We start from the raw sequence: 18,067 nt of genomic DNA, 5'->3' as shown, positions 1-18,067 counted from the left end.
CCAGCCTCACGCAGCAGGCTTCGATTTGGCCGCCGGACTCTCGGTCGTCGCGATCCAAATGCCGGCGAACACGGCCACAATGCCGGCGACGAGGTTCCAGCGCAGCGGCTCGTCGAGAAGAAACGCTCCGACCAGCGACGCGGTCACCGGATTGACGGTTACGGAGATCGCGACCCGGGTTGGCGTCGTCCGCACCAGCGCGAACGCCCAGAGATAGAACGTCAGCGCTGCGCCGAGCGCGCCGAGATAGACCGCGGCAATCCATTGTGGCGCTCCGAAGGTGGCGACCGGCGCGAAGCTGCCGCGCCAGCGGGAAAGAAGGATGAGGGCGACCGCGCCGATCCCCATCGAGAGCGCGGTGAAGCCGATCGGGCTGGCGCGGCGGATGAACGGCTTCGACCAGATGCTGTAAAGCGCCATGCACAACGCGGCGCCGACCATCAGCAGATCGCCGCGCCAAGCGCCGGCGGGGGCGGACGACAACCCCGTCAGCAACGCCAGCGCGACGCCGACCGTCGCCAGCACCACGCCGGCGGACTTGCGCCAAGTGAGGCGCTCGCTGCCGAGCAGCGCGCCGATCACCATAGTCAGGAGCGGCAAGGTCGAGAGCGCGAGTGCGCCGCGCGCCGCGGTCGTGAAGATAAGGGACGCATTGAATAGGACTGGAAACAGCCCGAAGTACAACAGTCCCAAGAGCACAACGCCCAGCCAATCGCCCGCCGAAGGCCAGCGGTCGCCTCTCAGATAACCCAGCGGCAGCAGCAGCAGAACGCCGATACCGAAGCGAAAAGACCCGATGGCGAGCGGATCGATGACCGGTGCCAGGTAGCGGGTGGCGCCGATCGAGGTGCCGCCGAGCCCACTCGATAGCACTGCTGCCAGAACACCCCAGCCTTCTCCACCCAAGTCGAGTCCTCCTGTTGCGCAGATTCCGAAATTCGTATCGTTTTTCGCAGCACCTTGCCGACCAGAGTAAGAACGAGCTACCAATCAACAAATGGAATTTTATTGATACGCCTGATCACGGTGCGTGATGAACCAGCCGCCTCTCGACCCGGACCTGCTCAAAGCCTTCGTCGCCGTGGTCGACCATCGCTCGTTCACCCGCGCCGCCAATATGCTCAACCGCACCCAATCCGCCGTGAGCATGCAGATCAGGCGGCTGGAGGACCGGCTCGGCGTGGCGCTCTTCCGTCGCAGCAAGGCCCGCGTCGATCTCAGCCCGGCGGGCGAGCATCTGCTCGGCTACGCCCGGCAGATTCTCGCGCTCAACGACGAGGCGGTCGCGCAACTCGGCGAGAGCAAGATCACGAGCGTCATCCGGCTCGGCGTCATGGACGATTACGGCACCAGCGTCATGCCTCCGCTGCTCGCGCGCTTCATGGCCAGCCATCCGGGAATCCATGTCGAGATGGAGACCGGCCTCACGGCGACAATGCCGGCCCGGCTCGGCGAGGCTTACGACCTCGTCGTCGCGATGCATCCGGAGGGCTGCGGCGACGGCGAATTCCTGCGGCGCGAGCAGGCGGTCTGGGCCGTGGGCCCTGCCCCCATCGAGACCCGTGACCCGCTGCCCGTCGCGCTCTATCCACGAGGCTGCCTGTTCCGCGACTGGGCGATGACCGCGCTCGATGACGCCAGACGCCGCTGGCGTCTCGCCTTCGTCAGCCGCAGCGCCGCGGTCGAGTCGATTGCCGCGCAAGGTTTCGCCGTCACCGTGGTGAAGGCCGGCACCTTCCCGTCGCGGCTTCGTCCGTTGTCGGGACGAGACGGCATGCCGCCGCTTCCCGCTGCCGAAATCCGGCTGCATCGCGCCCCACGGCTGTCGAAAGCCGCCGAGCGCCTCGCGGACCATCTGCAAGATGCACTGACCGAGCGCACCCCGCCACGACATTCTGCGGTCATTGCAGGGCCGGAGCGAAATGCCGTAGCGGCTGAGAGCGACGGAGGCTATCTAGAGGAATGAGCCGTCCGGAACCAAGCTGTTGAACATCTCCCTTTACGCCATCTCCACCTGGGTGCTGCCGTTGGTTGTCGCGATCACCTTCCATGAGGCCGCGCATGGCTTCGTGGCCTGGCGGTTCGGCGACGACACCGCGTTGCGACTGGGGCGCGTGAGCGCCAATCCGCTCAGGCATATCGACCCGTTCGGCACGCTGCTGCTGCCCGCCCTGCTGTTGTTCTCGGGCTCGCCGTTCCTGTTCGGCTATGCCAAGCCGGTGCCGGTCAATTTTCGCAATCTGAAGCCGCTGCGCACCGGCATGGTGATGGTGGCGCTGGCCGGTCCCGCCACCAACATCCTGCTGGCGCTGGTGGCCGCGCTCGCGTTCCACCTGATGCCCCTGGTCCCGCCGGAGGCTGCACGCTGGGTGGCCCGTAATCTCTACAACGCGCTGACGATCAACATCATGCTGGCGGTGTTCAACATGCTGCCCATCCCGCCTCTCGATGGCGGCCGGGTTGCCGTCGGCTTGCTGCCGCGCCCTTTAGCCGCGGCGCTGGCGCGTTTGGAACCCTTCGGGATGCTGATTCTGCTGGCGATTTTGATCCTGCTGCCCTTGGCGGGCGCGCAGCTCGGTCTAAATCTTGATTTTGTGTCAAGGCTGCTCCGCGTCACAACCGATTCAATCTTCCAGCTCCTTCTGCTATTGACCGGCAACACCTAGTGCGGCGAATTTGAAGCACTAGCCACAGGCGGGATGGGGAACGAGACCCGAGGCAACCATTGGCCAAAGCTGCTGACATGATGATCGCTCGCCGGGCCGACACGCGGGCGCGTGCGGATTTTGCGACTTGGAAGATGATCGCCAAGCTGAACGGCGCGTCGGACCTTCCCCCGCAGGCACAGGAGTTCCTGGCGAGCTACAAGACCCGGCTCACCGAAATGTCGGAGCACGACGCCACCGAGGCGACCATTCGTGAAATGTACGAAGCCTATTATGCCGAAATGGGGGGAGGTGGCGCACCGCCCGAGGTGAAGGCGGCAGCGCCAGCCCAGCAACCGGTGACCGATAACGTGACCGCGTTCCGGCGGCTGCCGCCGAAAGCCAAGACGGCGCAGAACGGCGCCACCACTAGGCCGAAACTGCCGGTGGCGCTGATCTTTGCCTGCCTTGTGGTGGTCTACGTCGGGATCAGGTATTATTTTCGCTGAGGCTCGGCTGACGCCAGCCGGCTCGCCTCATTTGGGCGGATTGAAGTTCACCGGCAACGTGAACGGAAACTCATCGTCGGTGAGACCGGCCGGCGGCTTCGGCACCGGATCCGAGCGGCGAACCATGGCCACTGCCGCATCATCATAAGCCTGGTCGCCGGAGGATTCCTTCACGTCCACCGATACGACATGGCCGAGCCGGTTCAGCACCAAGGCCAGCTTGACCTGGACCTTGGCCTTTTTCCCGGGTGGAAATTTCTTGTGCAGTTCGAAATAGGCGCTGATCTTGCGGCCCCAATTCGCCGTGAGCTTTTCCTTGTCCTTGCCGATGCCGACATTGGGCGCCTTGGTCTTCTCAGCCTCGGGCGCCTTGTCATCGAGCGATTTCCTGGCACTGTCCTCCGAGGCCTCCAGAGCATCTGAAGCGTTGGTCTGGACCGCCGCGACCTTCTGTTCTTCCGTCGGCTTCTTCACATCGGAGGTCGTCACCTGCTGGTCCGCCTCGTCCGTGGTGGTCGGCATATCCTTCGGCAGGTCGGTCTGCTCGACCTCGGCCTTCTGCTCCTGCAGCTGGGGCGAAGCGGTCTGGGCCACCGAATCCTGACCGACTGGAACCTCGTCGTTCTCGACCTTGGGCGAAGCCATGTCGATGTCGATGATCTCGGCTCCGTTCGCACCGAGGCCGCCGATATCCTCATCGTCCTTCAGATGCGTCAGCGCCAGCGCCGCGCCGCCGACATGGAGCATCAGCGCGCCGACCGCGGCCAAGAACCACAATCTCCGCGACGTCCTGTTGCCGGTGTCGAGATGGCTCATCGCTGGCCTCGCCTCGCTCAGGGCTGCGCCGGCTGAGCCGCCGGCACCTGGCCGGGCGCGGCGGGCGCGCGCTCCAGCGCGACCAGCTTGACCTTGGTGTAGCCGCCGGCGCGCAGCAGCTCCAGGACCTGCATCAGCTCACCATAAGGCACGACCTTGTCGGCGCGCAGGAAGATCGGACGGTCCCTGCTCGCTTCGGGCGTCGTATCGAGCGAGCGCACCAGATCGATTCGCTTCACCCCGTTCTCGCCGATGGCAAGCGAAAGGTCCGGCTTGATCGAGACGTAGATCGGCTTGTCGGGCTTCTTCTGCGGCGCGGCGGTCGAGGTCGGCAGGTCGATCGGCAGATCGACGGTCGAGAGCGGCGCAGCCACCATGAAGATGATCAGCAGCACCAGCATGACGTCGATGAACGGCGTCACATTGATGTCGTGGGTCTCGTCGAATTCGTCGTCGAGATCGCCATCCGAGAGCGAAACGGCCATCGCCTACTCCGCCGCCCGCGAATGGATCGCAACATGACTGCGGTCGAGATCGCGCGACAACAACCGCCCGACCGCGCCGGACGCGCGGCCGACCTGCTCCAGATAGGCTTTGGTCACGCGCGAGAAGTGATTGTAGATGATGACGGCAGGAATCGCCGCGGCAAGGCCGATCGCCGTTGCCAACAGCGCCTCGGCGATACCGGGCGCCACCACGGCGAGATTGGTGGTCTGCGACTTCGAAATGCCGATGAAGCTGTTCATGATGCCCCAGACGGTGCCGAACAGGCCGACGAAGGGCGAGATGGCGCCGACCGTGGCGAGCAGACCCATACCGACGCGAACCCGGCGTCCTTCCGCGCGGGCGATTTCGGCAAAGCTCGAAGCGGCCCGCTCCTTGATGCCGGCATCGCTCGGCAGATCGCTCGATACCCGCAACTCCGCAATTGCCGCATGCAAGAGCGACGACAGCACGCTCGTCGAGCTGCCCATCGCGATTTGCGCTTCAGCCAGCGACTTCGCACTGGCGACCTTGCGCAACGCGCCGCCGAGCTTGCGCTTCAGCACCGCGAACTCGATGCTCTTGGCGATCAGGATGGTCCAGCTCGCGACCGAGGCGAGTGCGAGCGCGATCATCACCGCCTTGACCACGATGTCGGCCTTCAGGAACATGCTCCAGGGCGACAATTCATCGAGACCAACGGCGATCGATTTGGCCGGCCGGGCAGCACCATCCACATTCGGCTGAGCTGCCGGGGCGGCATCGTTCGGCGTGATCGCCAAAGGATTTGTCCCGGTCACGGCCTGACTGACTTGCGACTTGTTCTCAGCAGGCGCCGGACTAACGGGCGCTGGAGCCGCGGGCGTCTGCCCCGACAAAGCCGCTGAGAACGCCTGGGCCGCCGGAGCTTGCCCTGCCGGCGTCTGCTGAGCCTGCGTCGTCACCTGCTGCGCGTAGGCCAAAGGCGCCACAAGCATGACTGTCAGAACGAGCGCGGCGCAAAAGCGGAACGATGTCTTCATACTTCGGCCCAGTAGCGGATCAGGTTGTGATAGATGCCGGTCAATCTGACGGTTTCGGGATCGTCGCGCCCCAGCCGCCCCGCGAGACCCTGGATCACATTATCGAGATCAAAGATCATACTGCGGACGTGCGCATCCCGTATCATGCTCTGCATCCAGAAAAAAGAGGCGACCCGGGCGCCGCGGGTCACCGGCGTCACCATATGAAGGCTCGATGACGGATACAATACGGCATCGCCTGCGGGCAATTTGACCTCGTGCGATCCGTAGGTGTCCTCGATCACAAGTTCGCCACCGTCGTATTCCTCGGGCTCCGCCAGGAACAAGGTTATCGACAGGTCGGTGCGGATGCGCAGCCCCGTCAGCGGATCGCCGCGCACGGCGTTGTCGACATGAATGCCGAAATGGTGGCCGCCGGAGGCTGCATAGCGGTTGAACAACGGTGGAAAGATCTGCAGTGGAATTGCTGCCGAGAGAAAGCGCGGATTTTTCGTCAGCGCGGAGACGATCCGCTGCCCCAGCGCCCGCGCCACCTCGCCGTCGGCAGGCAATTGCTCGTTGCGCTTGACCATCGCGGACTGCGCTCCGGCCGTTGAGCGACCGTCCTCCCATTCCGCCGCATCCATGATGCGGCGGAATTCGGCGACATCAGACTTGCTGAGGACTTCCGGAATGCAGACCAGCATGATGTTTCCTTCAGCAGCGCCTTAGTACCGCGCCGAGAGCACCAGATAGGCCGCGCGGCCCGGCGCCTCCAGCACGAACGGTGCTGCACTCTGATAGAGCGCGTCGTAGTAGCGCTTGTCGAAGATGTTGTTGACGAACAGCTTGGCAGTCCAATGCTTGTCGATCTTGGCTTCTGCGAACGCATCGAACCGCCAGTAGCTCGGAATTGACGTGCCCTGGTTGGCCGCAAGCAGCGTACCGCCATAGATCTTGGAACGGTACACAGCCTGGCCGCCGATCTCCCACGTGTCGTTCAGCTGATACTTCGTCAACATGCTGAAGGACTGATGTGCGACGTTGGCAAGCTGCAAGCCGACATTCGACTTGTACAGCGTCGTATTTGCCGGCGGCGCAAGCGACTTCGTCACCTCCGACTGCATCAGCACGAGCCCGCCGAACACGCTCCATTTGTCCGTGATCTTGCCGCCGATACCGAGATCGATGCCGCGGATGCGGTAAGCAGCGCCGGCCGTGATGCAGGATACCGTGCCCGTCGTACCGGCTGGATAAGGACAGGTTGCGGTTGCCGTCGCCGCCGTGATGTTCTGCGATTCTCGCGCGTTCTCCTTTTCCGTCTGGAACAGCGCGGCCGTTACCAGCAGATGACGATCGAACAACTCCCACTTCGTCCCGACCTCGATGGCCTTGTTCTTCTCAGGCCCGAAGATCTGGTTCGAGCCGCCGTTGAGCACCGGCGACAATCCGCCATAGGCAGTACTGGTGCCATCGAATTCGGCACCGACCGGATTCGACGAGGTCGCATAGGCGACATACACGCTGCCGTTCGGCGCCGGCTTCAGCGTCAGACCGAGATTGAAGTTCGGCAGGCCGAAATCGGCGGCCTGGGCGCCCCATACATTGGAAACGCCGTTCACGGTGCCGAAGCCGCTGCTCTTGATGTTGTAGTCGTCGTAGCGGACGCCGCCGTTGAGGATCACAAGATCACGGTAGTTGGCGCTATCCATGACATAACCGCTGGTCGTATCGACCGCGATCTTCGTCGGCCGGCCGGACAGGGATGGCGATGTCGTGAACGGCGTCTCCATATATTGGGGCGCAAACACGTTCACGCCCGAGATCGAGCCGCTACCGCTGAAGGGCACGCCGACGGTTTCCGAACTCAATCCCGTATAGCGATCGATGCTGGAGACTTCCCGCGAGATCTCCACGCCGCCGAGCGCCGTGTGCCTGAAACCAAGCCCGTCGTCGAACTTGTAGGTGAACTCGCTCTGGTTGGCGACCACATCGGTTTGCTGGAAACGGCTCTGCGGATTGGCGCTCAAGGTCCAAAGCAGCGGATTCGGATTGGTGACCACCGGCTGTTCCGGCAGCGTGCCGATGTAGTTCTGGGTCGATCGCGACAGCCTTAGCTTGTCGCTGAATGTGAGGTCGGGCGTGATCTTGACCTCGGTGTTGATGGTCGCGAAGTCCTGCCCCGTTCGATAAAAGTCCCGATTGAGCAGGCCATAGAAGTTGTTCCGGTTGACTCCGAAATCAGGGAACGGGCCGCCGGCGGTGCTCGCCGTGCTCGGTCGGTAGTACGGCACGCCAAAATCGGGAATCCCGGTCAGTTCGGTATGGACGTAATTGGCGGTGATTTTCACCGGATCGATCGGCGTCCACGTCGTGGCGACGAAAGCGCCGTTGCGATTGTCCTTGATGGCGTCGCGGCCGGCAACGTTGGCGTCCTGGAACAAGCCGCCTGCCCGCACGGCAAGCGTCGGATTGATGACCTGGTTGACGTCGAGCACCACACGCTTGGTGTGGTCGGTGCCGAACGTCGTATCCATGTTGTAGAAATTGCCGGCGGTCGTCGCCTGCTTGGTCACGATATTGATCGCGCCGCCGGTGGTGCCGCGGCCCGCGAACGACGAGCCCGGGCCGCGCAGGATCTCGACCTGCTCGGTGAAGAAATTCTCGCGCACGCTGACGCCGGCGTCGCGCACGCCATCGATGAAGATGTCGTTGCGCGCATCGAAGCCGCGGATGAAGAAGCGATCGCCGAAGGCATTGCCCCCCTCGCCCGAACCGAGCGTAACGCCCGCCGTGCTGAGCACGGCCTGCTTCAGGTTGGTGGCGTTCTTGTCCTCGAGCACTTCCTTGCTGAGCACCGTGATCGTCTTCGGCGTATTGAGGATCGGCTCTGGGAATTTGCCTGAGGACTGCACGCGATCGACCTTGTAGGGCGCCGCCGCGTCCGCATAGGGATTGGCATCCGGGGGGGCGAGCCCGCCCGCATTGGGGAACGGAACGGCCTGCGATTGCGCCGCCTGCTGCCGCTCCGCCGCGCGCCGCAGGGCATTGCGGGCGCGCACCTGGTCAGGTGTCGGCTTGGAGGCAGCAGGCCTCGGACGCGCAACCGGAGCATCGACGTTGACGGTCGGAAGGTCGGAGGACGGCTGCGCCTCGGCCCCCGACACCGTGGCCACGGCAATCAGTCCCGCAACCGCCGACACCTTGGTGCCGGTAGCGCCATCGAGCTTTGCATTGAAATTGATCGCTGCGATCGCACGCAGCGATCGCGGTGTAATGACCTGTCCCATATCCTCTTACACGCCCCCGTATTCCTACGTCGCTTGTGCGGATCATTCGCAAGCGAACATCACGATGGTGGTATCGAGCGTGTTTCAGCGGGTCAATTTGAGGAGGTCCAAGTTCAGCTTGAATAGTTCCAGATCAAAACGATTCTAAATCCAGCAAACAAACTTAAAACGACTCTAAGCTGCGATTGTGAGAGTTCGTAGGGTCGACCTCACAACGGCGCGTCCGCGGGCTATCGCTTCGCTGCGAGTTTCGGATGCTAGTCGCTGCTCGGTGGCTTCATCAGCGAGAACAACTCATCGACCGTCTGCTGCGCGATCTGGCGCACGCGATCCGAATTGTCGATGCCGGCGATACGCACGCCCTTCACGACGGCTCTGATCTCGTCGCGGAAATCGGTGAGGAAGCGCAAGGGGTCGCGCTGCTCATTGGCGACCCTGGCGATCAGGCCCGTCACCAGGATCTGGCAGGCGATCATCTTCCCGTTCAGTTCGTCCATTCCGCGCTCCCGCTGCTCGGCCTGATATGGACCGGGCCGCTGCGTGATGACAACCGGAGCGCGGCAGGTTTGAAGTCGTTCTAAACTGGTGCGACCGATCCGAAGCGCCCGACTCACGCGCGGCAAATCTATTGAGAGCTCAGATCAACGGCGGCACTGGAGTCATAAGTTCGCGAGCATCGACACGCTCAAGTAGTAACGACAAGATCGCCCTACTTCGCAGCGGCATGATCGCCGGAATCCGACAGCGCCTTGATGCGGTCCTTGATCTCGCGCAGCGTGGTCAGGCTGGTCGCGACCACGTCGTCAGGGATGCAGTGCAGAACGTCGGCGGCGATCGCATCCCTGAGATCGTCGAGATCATCGACGAGCTTGTGTCCGGCAACCGTCAGATACAGCCGGTTGGCGCGGCGATCTTTGGGATCGTGCCGGCGCTCGAGCAACCCCTGCTCGACCAGCCGGTCCAACAGCCGCACCAGCGAGATCGGCTGCAGCTCCAGCACTTCGGCGAGATCGACTTGCGATAGTCCTTCCTGCGCGCGCAACCGAAACAGCACGATCCATTGCGCACGCGTGGTGCCGCGCGCTTTGGCACGATGATCAATATAGTTGCGCAGAATGCGCGAGCTTTCGACAAGCTGGGCGACCAGCTGCCGCCTCAGGTCCAACGACATGTCCTCGGGTCCTCGAAGCTGTCAAATTGTTTAGTTTTCTTCAAGCAGCGGTGTGTTTACACATAAAGTGCACGCACACTATATCTGTGCGCGCTGGGAACGGTTTTAAAGACCGGTTATTCTCTTCGCTTCAGCTTCGAAAAGCCGAAATCGAAGAGCCGACGAAAGAGCCGACATGAAGACGTCACAGGCTATCGGTTGGGTCCTGCTGCTGGCAGTCCTTGGCGGGGGCGGCTATTACGGCTGGCAGCGTTATCAGGGCGCGGAAGCCGCCAAACGCGCCGAGGCGCAGAAGGCAGCGGGGCCGCCTGCCGTTCGTGTCTCGACAGCTCCGGTCGATAAGACCGACTTCCCGGTCTACCTGACTGGCCTCGGCAACGTTCAGGGCTTCAACACCGTACAAGTCCGGACCCGGATCGACGGCCAGATCGACAAGATCGCCTTCACCGAGGGCCAGCTCGTCAAACAGGGCGATCTCCTGGTCGAGATCGATCCGCGGCCGTTCCAGGCGAGCCTGGATCAGGCCAAGGCGAAAAAGGCGCAGGATGAGGCCAACCTCGCCAACGCCAATCTCGATCTGCAGCGCTTCACCAAGCTCGGCGAGTTCGCCACCCGCCAGCAGACCGACACCCAGCGTTCCACGGTGGCGCAACTGACCGCGCAGATTGCAGCCGATGATGCCGCGATCGCCAACGCGCAGACCCAGCTCGACTACACCCAGGTCAAGGCACCGATTACCGGCATCGCCGGCCTGCGCCAGGTCGACATCGGCAACATCGTCAATGCGGCGACGCAGACCGGCATCGTCACGATCGCTCAGATCGAGCCGATCGCGGTGATCTTCACTGCTCCCGAGGAGCAGCTCCCCTATATCAACGAAGGCCAGAAGGTGGCGCCGCTGACGGTGCTGGCGATGACCACCGATGGAAAGAAGACGCTGGCCCAGGGCAAGCTCGCGGTGATCAACAATCAGGTCGACGCGACCAGCGGGACGATTCGGCTGAAGGCGGTGTTCGACAACAAGGATCACGCGCTGTGGCCCGGCCAGTCGGTCTCGACGCGGCTCCTGGTGAAGACGTTGAAGGACGCAACCGTGGTTCCCGATGACGCCGTCCAGCACTCCACCAACGGGCTCTATGCCTACACGGTGAGCCAGGACAACAAGGCCGAGCTGCATAAGGTGAAGGTCGGCGTGTCGATCGACGGCCGCACGGTGATCGAGGCCGGCCTGACGCCTGGCCAGCAGGTGATCACGGGCGGTCAGTTCAAGGTTCAGCCAGGCTCGCTGGTCACCACCGCGGTGGCGAGTTCGGACCCGGCGCAAGCGAAGGTCCGGCAGGAATGAACGGCGGCGGCATTTCGGCACCTTTCATCCGCTACCCCATCGGCACCTCGCTGCTGATGGCAGGTATCCTGTTCGTGGGCCTCGTGGCCTATCCGCTGCTGCCGGTGGCGCCGCTGCCGCAGGTCGACTTCCCGACCATCCAGATCACCGCGACATTGCCCGGCGCGAGCCCGGAGACGATGGCGACCTCGGTCGCCCAGCCGCTGGAACGCCAGTTCGCGCAGATCCCCGGCATCGCCCAGATGACATCGACGAGCTATCTGGGGACCGCTTCCGTCACCATCCAGTTCGATCTCAGCCGCAACATCGACGGCGCCGCCAACGACGTGCAGGGCGCGATCAACGCGGCCAGCGGCCAATTGCCGAAGACGCTGCCCTCGCCGCCGACCTACCGCAAGGTCAACCCCGCGGATTCGCCGATCCTGCTGTTGTCGGCCACCTCGGACACCTTGCCGCTCACCACCGTCTCGGACGCCGTCGACGCCCAGCTTGCGCAGCAGATCAGCCAGATCACCGGCGTCGCCCAGGTCATCATCGGCGGCCAGCAGAAGCCGTCGATCCGCGTCCAGGTCGATCCGGCCAAGCTCGTCACCAAGGGCCTGTCGCTGGAGGACGTGCGCAGCCAGATCGCGATCACCACGGTCGACAGCCCGAAGGGTAACGTCGACGGCGAGCGGCGCGCCTACACGATCTACGCCAACGACCAGCTCACCGAGTCCAAGGATTGGAACGACGTCATCGTCGCCTATCGCAATGGCGCTCCATTGCGGATCCGCGACATCGGCCGGGCGGTGACCGGACCTGAGGACGCCAAGCAGGCGGCCTGGGCGAACGGCAAGCGCGGCGTGTTCCTGGTGATCTTCAAGCAGCCCGGCGCCAACGTCATCGAGACCGTCGACAAGATCAAGGCGATGCTGCCGCGGCTGGTCGCCGCGATCCCGCCGGCGATCAAGATCGAGGTGATCTCCGATCGCACCACCACCATCCGCGCCGCGGTCGAGGACGTCCAGTTCACCCTGCTCCTGACCATCTTCCTGGTGGTGATGGTCATCTTCATCTTCCTGCGCAGCTTCTGGGCGACCGTCATCCCGACCGTCACGGTGCCGCTGGCGCTGCTCGGCGCCTGCGCGCTGATGTGGGTGTTCGGCTATACGCTGGACAATCTCTCCTTGATGGCGCTCACCATCGCCGTGGGTTTCGTGGTCGACGACGCCATCGTGATGCTCGAGAACATCTCGCGCTATGTCGAGGAAGGCGAATCGCCGATGGCCGCCGCCTTCAAGGGCGCGCGCGAGATCGGCTTCACCATCGTCTCGATCTCAATCTCGCTGGTCGCCGTGCTGATCCCGCTGCTGCTCATGGGCGGCATCATCGGCCGCCTGTTCCGCGAGTTCGCGGTGACGCTGACCATGACCATCTTCGTGTCCATGGTGGTGTCGCTGACGCTGACCCCGATGATGGCCTCGCGCTTCCTGCGCGGCGGACATCAGACCCATGGCCGCTTCTATCAATGGAGCGAACGCGGCTTCGAGGCTCTGCTTAACGCCTATGAGAAAGGCCTCGACGTCGCCTTGCGCTGGCGCTTCGTGACGCTGCTGGTGTTCTTCGCCACGCTCGGCCTGTCGGTCTATCTGTTCATCCTGATCCCGAAGGGCTTCTTCCCGCAGCAGGATGTCGGCCTGATCACCGCGACGTCGGAAGCCTCGCAGGACATCTCCTTCCGGGCGATGCAGTCGCGCCAGGAGGCGCTGGCGAAGATCGTGATGCAAGATCCGGGGGTCGCCAGCGTCGCGATGGCGATCGGCGGCTCGGGCCGCGCCGGCAACAACGGCAACATGTTCATCACACTGAAGCCGCTCGAGGAGCGTGACGCCTCGGCGCAGCAGATCATCGGCCGCCTGCGGCCGAAGCTGGAGAAGGTCGAAGGCGCCCGCCTCTATATGCAGGCGGCGCAGGACATCCGCCTCGGCGGCCGCCCGACCCGCACCCAGTTCGAGTTCACCTTGCAGGATGCCAATCTCGGCGAGCTCAACGAGTGGGCGCCGAAGATCCTGGACAAGATGAAGACGCTGCAGGAGCTGCGCGACGTCGCCACCGACCAGCAGACCGACGGCACCACCGTCCAGCTCACCATCAACCGCGACACCGCCTCGCGCTACGGCATCACCCCGCAGCTGATCGACGACACGCTGTATGACGCCTTCGGCCAGCGCCAGGTGGCGCAGTATTTCACCCAGCTCAACTCCTATCACGTGATCCTGGAGATCCTGCCGGAGCTGCAGGCCAACGTCGACACGCTGGACAAGATCTACCTGAAGTCGCCGACGACAGGCGACCAGGTGCCGCTGTCGACCTTCGCCAAATGGACCACCGTGCCGGTGCGGCCGCTGTCGATCAGCCACCAGGGCCAGTTCCCGGCGATCACGATCAGCTTCAACCTCGCGCAGGGCGTGGCGCTCGGCCAGGCCACCCAGGCCGTGCAGCGGGCGATGGTCGAGCTCGGTGCACCCGCGACCTTGAACTCGAGCTTCCAGGGCACGGCGCAAGCGTTCCAGCAGTCGCTCTCCACCGTGCCGCTGCTGATCCTCGCGGCATTGGTCGTGGTCTATCTGATCCTCGGCATCCTCTACGAGAGCTACATCCACCCGATCACGATTCTCTCGACCCTGCCCTCGGCCGGCGTCGGCGCGCTCGCGATCCTGATGGCGTTCGGCTACGATTTCAGCCTGATTGCCTTGATTGGTGTCATTCTGCTGATCGGCATCGTGAAGAAGAACGGCATCATGATGGTGGACTTCGCCATCGCCGCGGAGCGCGACCATCACCTGACGCCCGAGCAGTCGATCCGCCAGGCCGCGCTGCTCCGCTTCCGTCCGATCATGATGACCACGATGGCCGCATTGCTCGGCGGCGTGCCCTTGATGCTCGGCACCGGCACCGGCGCCGAGATCCGCCAGCCGCTCGGCTATTCCATGGTCGGCGGCCTGATCGTCAGCCAGCTGCTGACGCTGTTTACGACGCCCGTGGTCTATCTCTATCTCGACAAGCTCAACAACGCCTTCTCGCGCTGGGGCCGCTCCAAGCTGGACGTCGAAGGCGAGGCCGACGAGCACGGGCCGGTGAAGGAAGCGGCGGAGTAGCGGCGCGCGAGTCCACCGCACAGGCGGTGTTCTCCCTCCCCCGCACGCGGGGGAGGGTTGGGGTGGGGGCACGGTGGGCAGGATGGCTCGCGTGGAGTCAAGCTCCCCACCCGCGTCATCTTCCGGTACCTTGCGACTCTCAGAGCGAGCTTCGTTCATCTCACCCCGCAAGCAGGAGGGGGCGGCACCTGGCCTGCTGCCAGATACGTACACACGTTGGGGGCAGCGCCGTTGGGGCATCAGCGCCCGGACCGGCGTCGAGCCCCGCTCCGGTCAGCCGAGACCCACCAAGCCCCGCCGCGCGAATTTCCCCCCAATTCCATCCCCTTACGCGCTTGCCAAGCCCTGTCACATGCGGGTAGAAGAGCGCCGTGCCCGCCGCTGATTTGGTTCACGCGGCGCTTTGCGCACCACTGCCGGACAGCTCCACAAGCTCTTGAGACTGCTCGGCAATTCCGTTGGGGAATGGTGTAACGGTAGCACAACAGACTCTGACTCTGTTTGTCTTGGTTCGAATCCAGGTTCCCCAGCCAGCTTGACATAAGCGCCACCGTAATATGTGCCAGGCCTCGACCTGGCGATCGCCCGCGGCTGGCTGTGGCTGCACGAGGGCGGCACCTATGTGAAGCTGACCGAGGCCGGCAAGGGACATCCACGCCTGAATCCAGGCTTCCCGATGAGGTGCCTTTGAGACTGTCGTCTCGCCTCATCGCCGGAGCAGCGGCGCGCTCACGCTTATGGTTCGTCGACGCGCCCTCCCCCAAAGACCTAGCGGCTTCCCTTACGTGCGCGGGACTGGAACCCTTAGGGCATGCCTGCTCTCACGCGCCGACGGGGCCCCAAGGCCGATAGGCGTGCCGTCTCCGCCTGACAGATGCGCGCACGACCGGCAATAAAGGGAACGCCGCGCCAAGGACGCAGCCTTCGGCACTCGCCGACGGCCTGCTCTTTACGCGGCTCGCACGGTGTCGAGGAACTTGTGGACCTCGGCCTTCAGTCGGCTGCTGTCCTGCGACAGTGACTGCACCGCGCTGAGCACCTGCGACGATGCCGCCCCCGTCTGGGTCGCTTCGTGCTGCACGTCGGCAACATTGGCTGAAACCTGCTTCGTGCCGTTGGCAGCCTGCTGGATGTTGCGCGAGATCTCCTGGGTGGCGGTCCCCTGTTCCTCTACTGCGGCTGCGATGGTCGCGGCGATTTCCGACATCCGGCCGATCGTGTCGCCGATCTCCTTGATGGCAGTGACCGAATGCTGGGTCGCGGTCTGGATGGCGCCGATCTGCTGGCTGATCTCGCCAGTCGCCTTGGCAGTCTGCTCGGCGAGCGCCTTGACCTCGGAGGCGACCACGGCGAAGCCGCGGCCGGCTTCACCGGCCCGCGCCGCCTCGATGGTGGCGTTCAAGGCCAGCAGGTTGGTTTGGCCCGCGATGGTGTTGATGAGCTCGACCACATCGCCGATACGAGCCGCCGCTTGCGACAATTCGCCGACGCGTTCATTGGTCTTGCGGGCCTGCTCCACCGCTTCGCTGGCGATCGCTGAGGATTGCTGCACTTGTCGGCTGATCTCGTTCACGGAGGAGAACATTTCCTCGGTGGCGGCGGCGACCGACTGGACGTTGTTGGAGGCGTCGCCGGAGGCGCCGGCCACGGCGGTGGCAAGACCCTTCGAGCGCTCGGCAGTTGCGCTGAGCGACTGGGCGGATGACTCAAGGTCGGTCGCTGCCGACGAGACGGCCTCGATGATCTGGCCGACCGCGGTTTCGAAGTCATTCGCAAGCCGCCTCGTGTCGACCTTGCGCTGCTGGGCCTGACGCGCCTCTTGCTCCTGATGCTCAGCTTCGAGCCGCTGACGGGCGGCCGCATTGACCTTGAAGACCTCGACGGCACGGGCCATTTCGCCGACCTCGTCGCGCCGCTCCGAGTTCGGGATCTGCACGGCAAGATTCCCGTTCGCAAGCTCGGTCATCGTGCTGGTGATCGCCTGCAGTGGTCGGACCAGGCCGCGGGCGATGATCAGAGTCGCGACACAGAGCAGACCGATCAGCCCTACGGCCCACATCAACGAAACCTTCGCCGAGGCGTAGAACGCCTCGTCGAGATCGTCGACATAGACGCCGGTGCCGACCACCCAGTTCCACGGATCGGCCTTCATGGTGTAGCCGAGCTTCGCCACTGGGACGGTGCTGCCGGCGCGCGCGAACATATAGCTGACGAAGCCGCCACCAGGCTGGGCCGCAGCCGCGATCAGCTCGCGTATCAGAGGCAGGCCGTTGGCGTCCTTCTCGTTGATGACGCTCTTGCCCTCCCAATCCGGTTTCGGGCCGAGCACGAGGTTCACACCGTCCGGCTGGTAGACGAAGATATAGTCGTTCTTACCGAAGCGGATGCCGCGTAGCACCGTCTTGGCGCGACTCTGCGCCTCGTCCTCGGTCAGGGCACCCTTGGCCACCGCATCGGCAAAGCCCTTCACGATCGACACAGCGGATTGCACCTGTCCGACGACTGCGGCCTTGCGCTCTTCGACCAGGGCCGTTCGGGTAGCGAGAAGTTGGCTGACCACGGCAGCGATGCAGACGCCAATGGATAGCGCGACCAGGACCGCAAAGCGGCGTGGTATGGTGAGGACCATGTCAGTTTCCTGCAAGAGGGCATCCAGCCAGCGGGTGCCGTTGGTTTCCTTGGTAGATTCCAACGAAGTGTGCCGTGCGGGAGGTTTAAAATAGTTTAGCAGGTGGCCCCCCGTAGAAATACGCGAGACTCCTCCGCGGCTGCCCAACGGGAATATCTGTTATGCCGCTGTCCAACTCGTCGGGTTTGTGACCGCCGTCGGCGCGGTCAGCCGGATCAGGCTATTGGTTGCAGTGCCGGCCTTGGAGGATGAAGGCTCTTGCAGATTTGAGCATGTGCAATCTCTACTCCATGACAAGGAACGTGGACGCGATCCGCCGATTGTTCGGCGTCGCGCCGGAGCATGACCGCACAGGCAACCTACCCGTTCTGCCGGGCATCTTTCCCGACTACCTGGCGCCGATCGTACGCAATGGCGAAGGCGGGAGCGAGCTGGTCATGGCGCGCAGGGGCGTAGTTCGGCATCTGGTTCAGGAAACCGATGTGCGCGAGGTATCTGATCCAGCGCCATTGCTCCAGCGGCAGGTCGATGCGGCGCTCGCCGTCGGACGGGTCCGACCACCGGCGTCCAGCATCGAAGCCTTTCTGGTACGCCGCCTCGCCCATGGCACTTCCGAGCATCGCCGCGCCCATCAGGTGGAGATCGATCTTGCCGGTGGTGCCGTTCCACGCTTCAGCGTATCGGCCATGTAGTCGAGCGCCTCGTCGACATTCTTCGGCAGCGGCTGATCCTTCTCCTCATAGTGGTAGCTGCACGCCCGCGAAAGGTCGTGAACGGCTTGGCTGGCGCCGGCGAGGCGCCCGTACTGGTAGGCCTTCGCCCGTAGCCATTCGACGATGATCACGCCGATCACCACGGCAATCCCAACCAAAACCTTGTAGTCCATGCCACTTGCCCGAAAATAGATTCCGTAGCGCGCCCTCGATCTTCAGTATAGCGGCTTAATCGCAGGCGATTTTCCATCTCCGGACGGTTGCGGAGAAAGAGACAGGCTTCCTGTGGGCAGCGCGGTGATTGCGGTGCTGGACTGCACCCGTC

16 protein-coding genes, 1 tRNA gene and 1 pseudogene are annotated in these 18,067 nt (G+C 63.8%); 8 read left to right on the top strand and 10 right to left on the bottom strand.

The window, feature by feature from the left end:
* Positions 1-6: 6 nt before the first annotated feature.
* Entirely contained in the window at positions 7-906 is a 900-nt protein-coding gene (locus QXZ85_RS28260; protein ID WP_315705268.1) for a DMT family transporter, read from the bottom strand.
* A 127-nt stretch (positions 907-1,033) separates the two neighbouring features.
* On the opposite strand from QXZ85_RS28260, the gene QXZ85_RS28255 reads away from it, so the two are divergent.
* The 3 genes from QXZ85_RS28255 to QXZ85_RS28245 all read left to right on the top strand — a co-directional run bounded on the left by QXZ85_RS28255 (position 1,034) and on the right by QXZ85_RS28245 (position 3,154).
* Positions 1,034-1,966: a LysR family transcriptional regulator gene (locus tag QXZ85_RS28255; protein WP_316175230.1), complete on the top strand. Its 933-nt coding sequence runs from the start codon at positions 1,034-1,036 to the stop codon at positions 1,964-1,966.
* A 19-nt stretch (positions 1,967-1,985) separates the two neighbouring features.
* Positions 1,986-2,666, top strand: coding sequence for a site-2 protease family protein (locus QXZ85_RS28250; RefSeq protein ID WP_315806177.1), 681 nt, complete (start codon positions 1,986-1,988; stop codon positions 2,664-2,666).
* A 77-nt stretch (positions 2,667-2,743) separates the two neighbouring features.
* Positions 2,744-3,154 carry a hypothetical protein gene (locus QXZ85_RS28245; protein ID WP_316175301.1) on the top strand — a complete coding sequence of 137 codons (411 nt, stop codon included), beginning with the start codon at positions 2,744-2,746 and terminating at the stop codon, positions 3,152-3,154.
* 27 nt (positions 3,155-3,181) lie between these two features.
* Here the strand turns inward: QXZ85_RS28245 and QXZ85_RS28240 are convergent, their stop codons facing one another.
* The 7 genes from QXZ85_RS28240 to QXZ85_RS28210 all read right to left on the bottom strand — a co-directional run bounded on the left by QXZ85_RS28240 (position 3,182) and on the right by QXZ85_RS28210 (position 9,915).
* On the bottom strand, positions 3,182-3,970 hold the full coding sequence (locus tag QXZ85_RS28240; RefSeq protein ID WP_316175232.1) for a TonB family protein: 789 nt from the start codon (positions 3,968-3,970) through the stop codon (positions 3,182-3,184).
* A 17-nt stretch (positions 3,971-3,987) separates the two neighbouring features.
* A complete protein-coding gene (gene exbD, locus QXZ85_RS28235) occupies positions 3,988-4,455 on the bottom strand; it encodes a TonB system transport protein ExbD (protein ID WP_315705264.1) in 468 nt (155 codons plus the stop codon).
* A gap of 3 nt (positions 4,456-4,458) precedes the next feature.
* Entirely contained in the window at positions 4,459-5,475 is a 1,017-nt protein-coding gene (gene exbB / locus QXZ85_RS28230) for a tonB-system energizer ExbB (RefSeq protein WP_315705263.1), read from the bottom strand.
* Positions 5,472-6,161: a Fe2+-dependent dioxygenase gene (locus QXZ85_RS28225; protein ID WP_315728642.1), complete on the bottom strand. Its 690-nt coding sequence runs from the start codon at positions 6,159-6,161 to the stop codon at positions 5,472-5,474. Before QXZ85_RS28225 ends, exbB begins: the two co-directional genes overlap by 4 nt.
* A gap of 21 nt (positions 6,162-6,182) precedes the next feature.
* Positions 6,183-8,744: a TonB-dependent receptor gene (locus QXZ85_RS28220; protein WP_316175234.1), complete on the bottom strand. Its 2,562-nt coding sequence runs from the start codon at positions 8,742-8,744 to the stop codon at positions 6,183-6,185.
* 257 nt (positions 8,745-9,001) lie between these two features.
* A complete protein-coding gene (locus QXZ85_RS28215; protein ID WP_315705260.1) occupies positions 9,002-9,241 on the bottom strand; it encodes a hypothetical protein in 240 nt (79 codons plus the stop codon).
* Between the two features lie 212 nt (positions 9,242-9,453).
* Positions 9,454-9,915 carry a MarR family winged helix-turn-helix transcriptional regulator gene (locus QXZ85_RS28210; RefSeq protein ID WP_316175236.1) on the bottom strand — a complete coding sequence of 154 codons (462 nt, stop codon included), beginning with the start codon at positions 9,913-9,915 and terminating at the stop codon, positions 9,454-9,456.
* 175 nt (positions 9,916-10,090) lie between these two features.
* Here QXZ85_RS28210 and QXZ85_RS28205 point away from each other — a divergent pair, with 175 nt between their 5' ends.
* The 4 genes from QXZ85_RS28205 to QXZ85_RS28190 all read left to right on the top strand — a co-directional run bounded on the left by QXZ85_RS28205 (position 10,091) and on the right by QXZ85_RS28190 (position 15,091).
* Positions 10,091-11,260: an efflux RND transporter periplasmic adaptor subunit gene (locus QXZ85_RS28205; protein ID WP_315728638.1), complete on the top strand. Its 1,170-nt coding sequence runs from the start codon at positions 10,091-10,093 to the stop codon at positions 11,258-11,260.
* Positions 11,257-14,400: a multidrug efflux RND transporter permease subunit gene (locus QXZ85_RS28200; RefSeq protein ID WP_316175238.1), complete on the top strand. Its 3,144-nt coding sequence runs from the start codon at positions 11,257-11,259 to the stop codon at positions 14,398-14,400. Before QXZ85_RS28205 ends, QXZ85_RS28200 begins: the two co-directional genes overlap by 4 nt.
* Before the next feature lie 459 nt (positions 14,401-14,859).
* A tRNA-Gln gene (locus QXZ85_RS28195) sits at positions 14,860-14,933 on the top strand.
* Positions 14,934-14,959: 26 nt separating this feature from the next.
* Positions 14,960-15,091, top strand: coding sequence for a hypothetical protein (locus QXZ85_RS28190; RefSeq protein ID WP_315729715.1), 132 nt, complete (start codon positions 14,960-14,962; stop codon positions 15,089-15,091).
* A 258-nt stretch (positions 15,092-15,349) separates the two neighbouring features.
* Here the strand turns inward: QXZ85_RS28190 and QXZ85_RS28185 are convergent, their stop codons facing one another.
* Positions 15,350-17,029, bottom strand: a complete 1,680-nt coding sequence (locus QXZ85_RS28185) for a methyl-accepting chemotaxis protein (RefSeq protein ID WP_315728632.1) — start codon at positions 17,027-17,029, stop codon at positions 15,350-15,352.
* Between the two features lie 272 nt (positions 17,030-17,301).
* Between QXZ85_RS28185 and QXZ85_RS28180 the strand changes: the two are divergent.
* A pseudogene (locus QXZ85_RS28180) lies at positions 17,302-17,484 on the top strand (SOS response-associated peptidase); the annotation flags it as partial.
* A 176-nt stretch (positions 17,485-17,660) separates the two neighbouring features.
* On the opposite strand, the gene QXZ85_RS28175 reads toward QXZ85_RS28180, so the two are convergent.
* The gene (locus QXZ85_RS28175) at positions 17,661-17,915 is read right to left on the bottom strand and encodes a hypothetical protein (RefSeq protein ID WP_315745399.1); all 255 of its coding nucleotides are present in this window, start codon (positions 17,913-17,915) and stop codon (positions 17,661-17,663) included.
* Positions 17,916-18,067: the final 152 nt, after the last annotated feature.

It is taken from the genome of Bradyrhizobium sp. SZCCHNGR1005, from assembly GCF_032489995.1.
Classification (GTDB): domain Bacteria; phylum Pseudomonadota; class Alphaproteobacteria; order Rhizobiales; family Xanthobacteraceae; genus Bradyrhizobium.
This window is presented reverse-complemented; position numbering and strand designations above follow the sequence as displayed.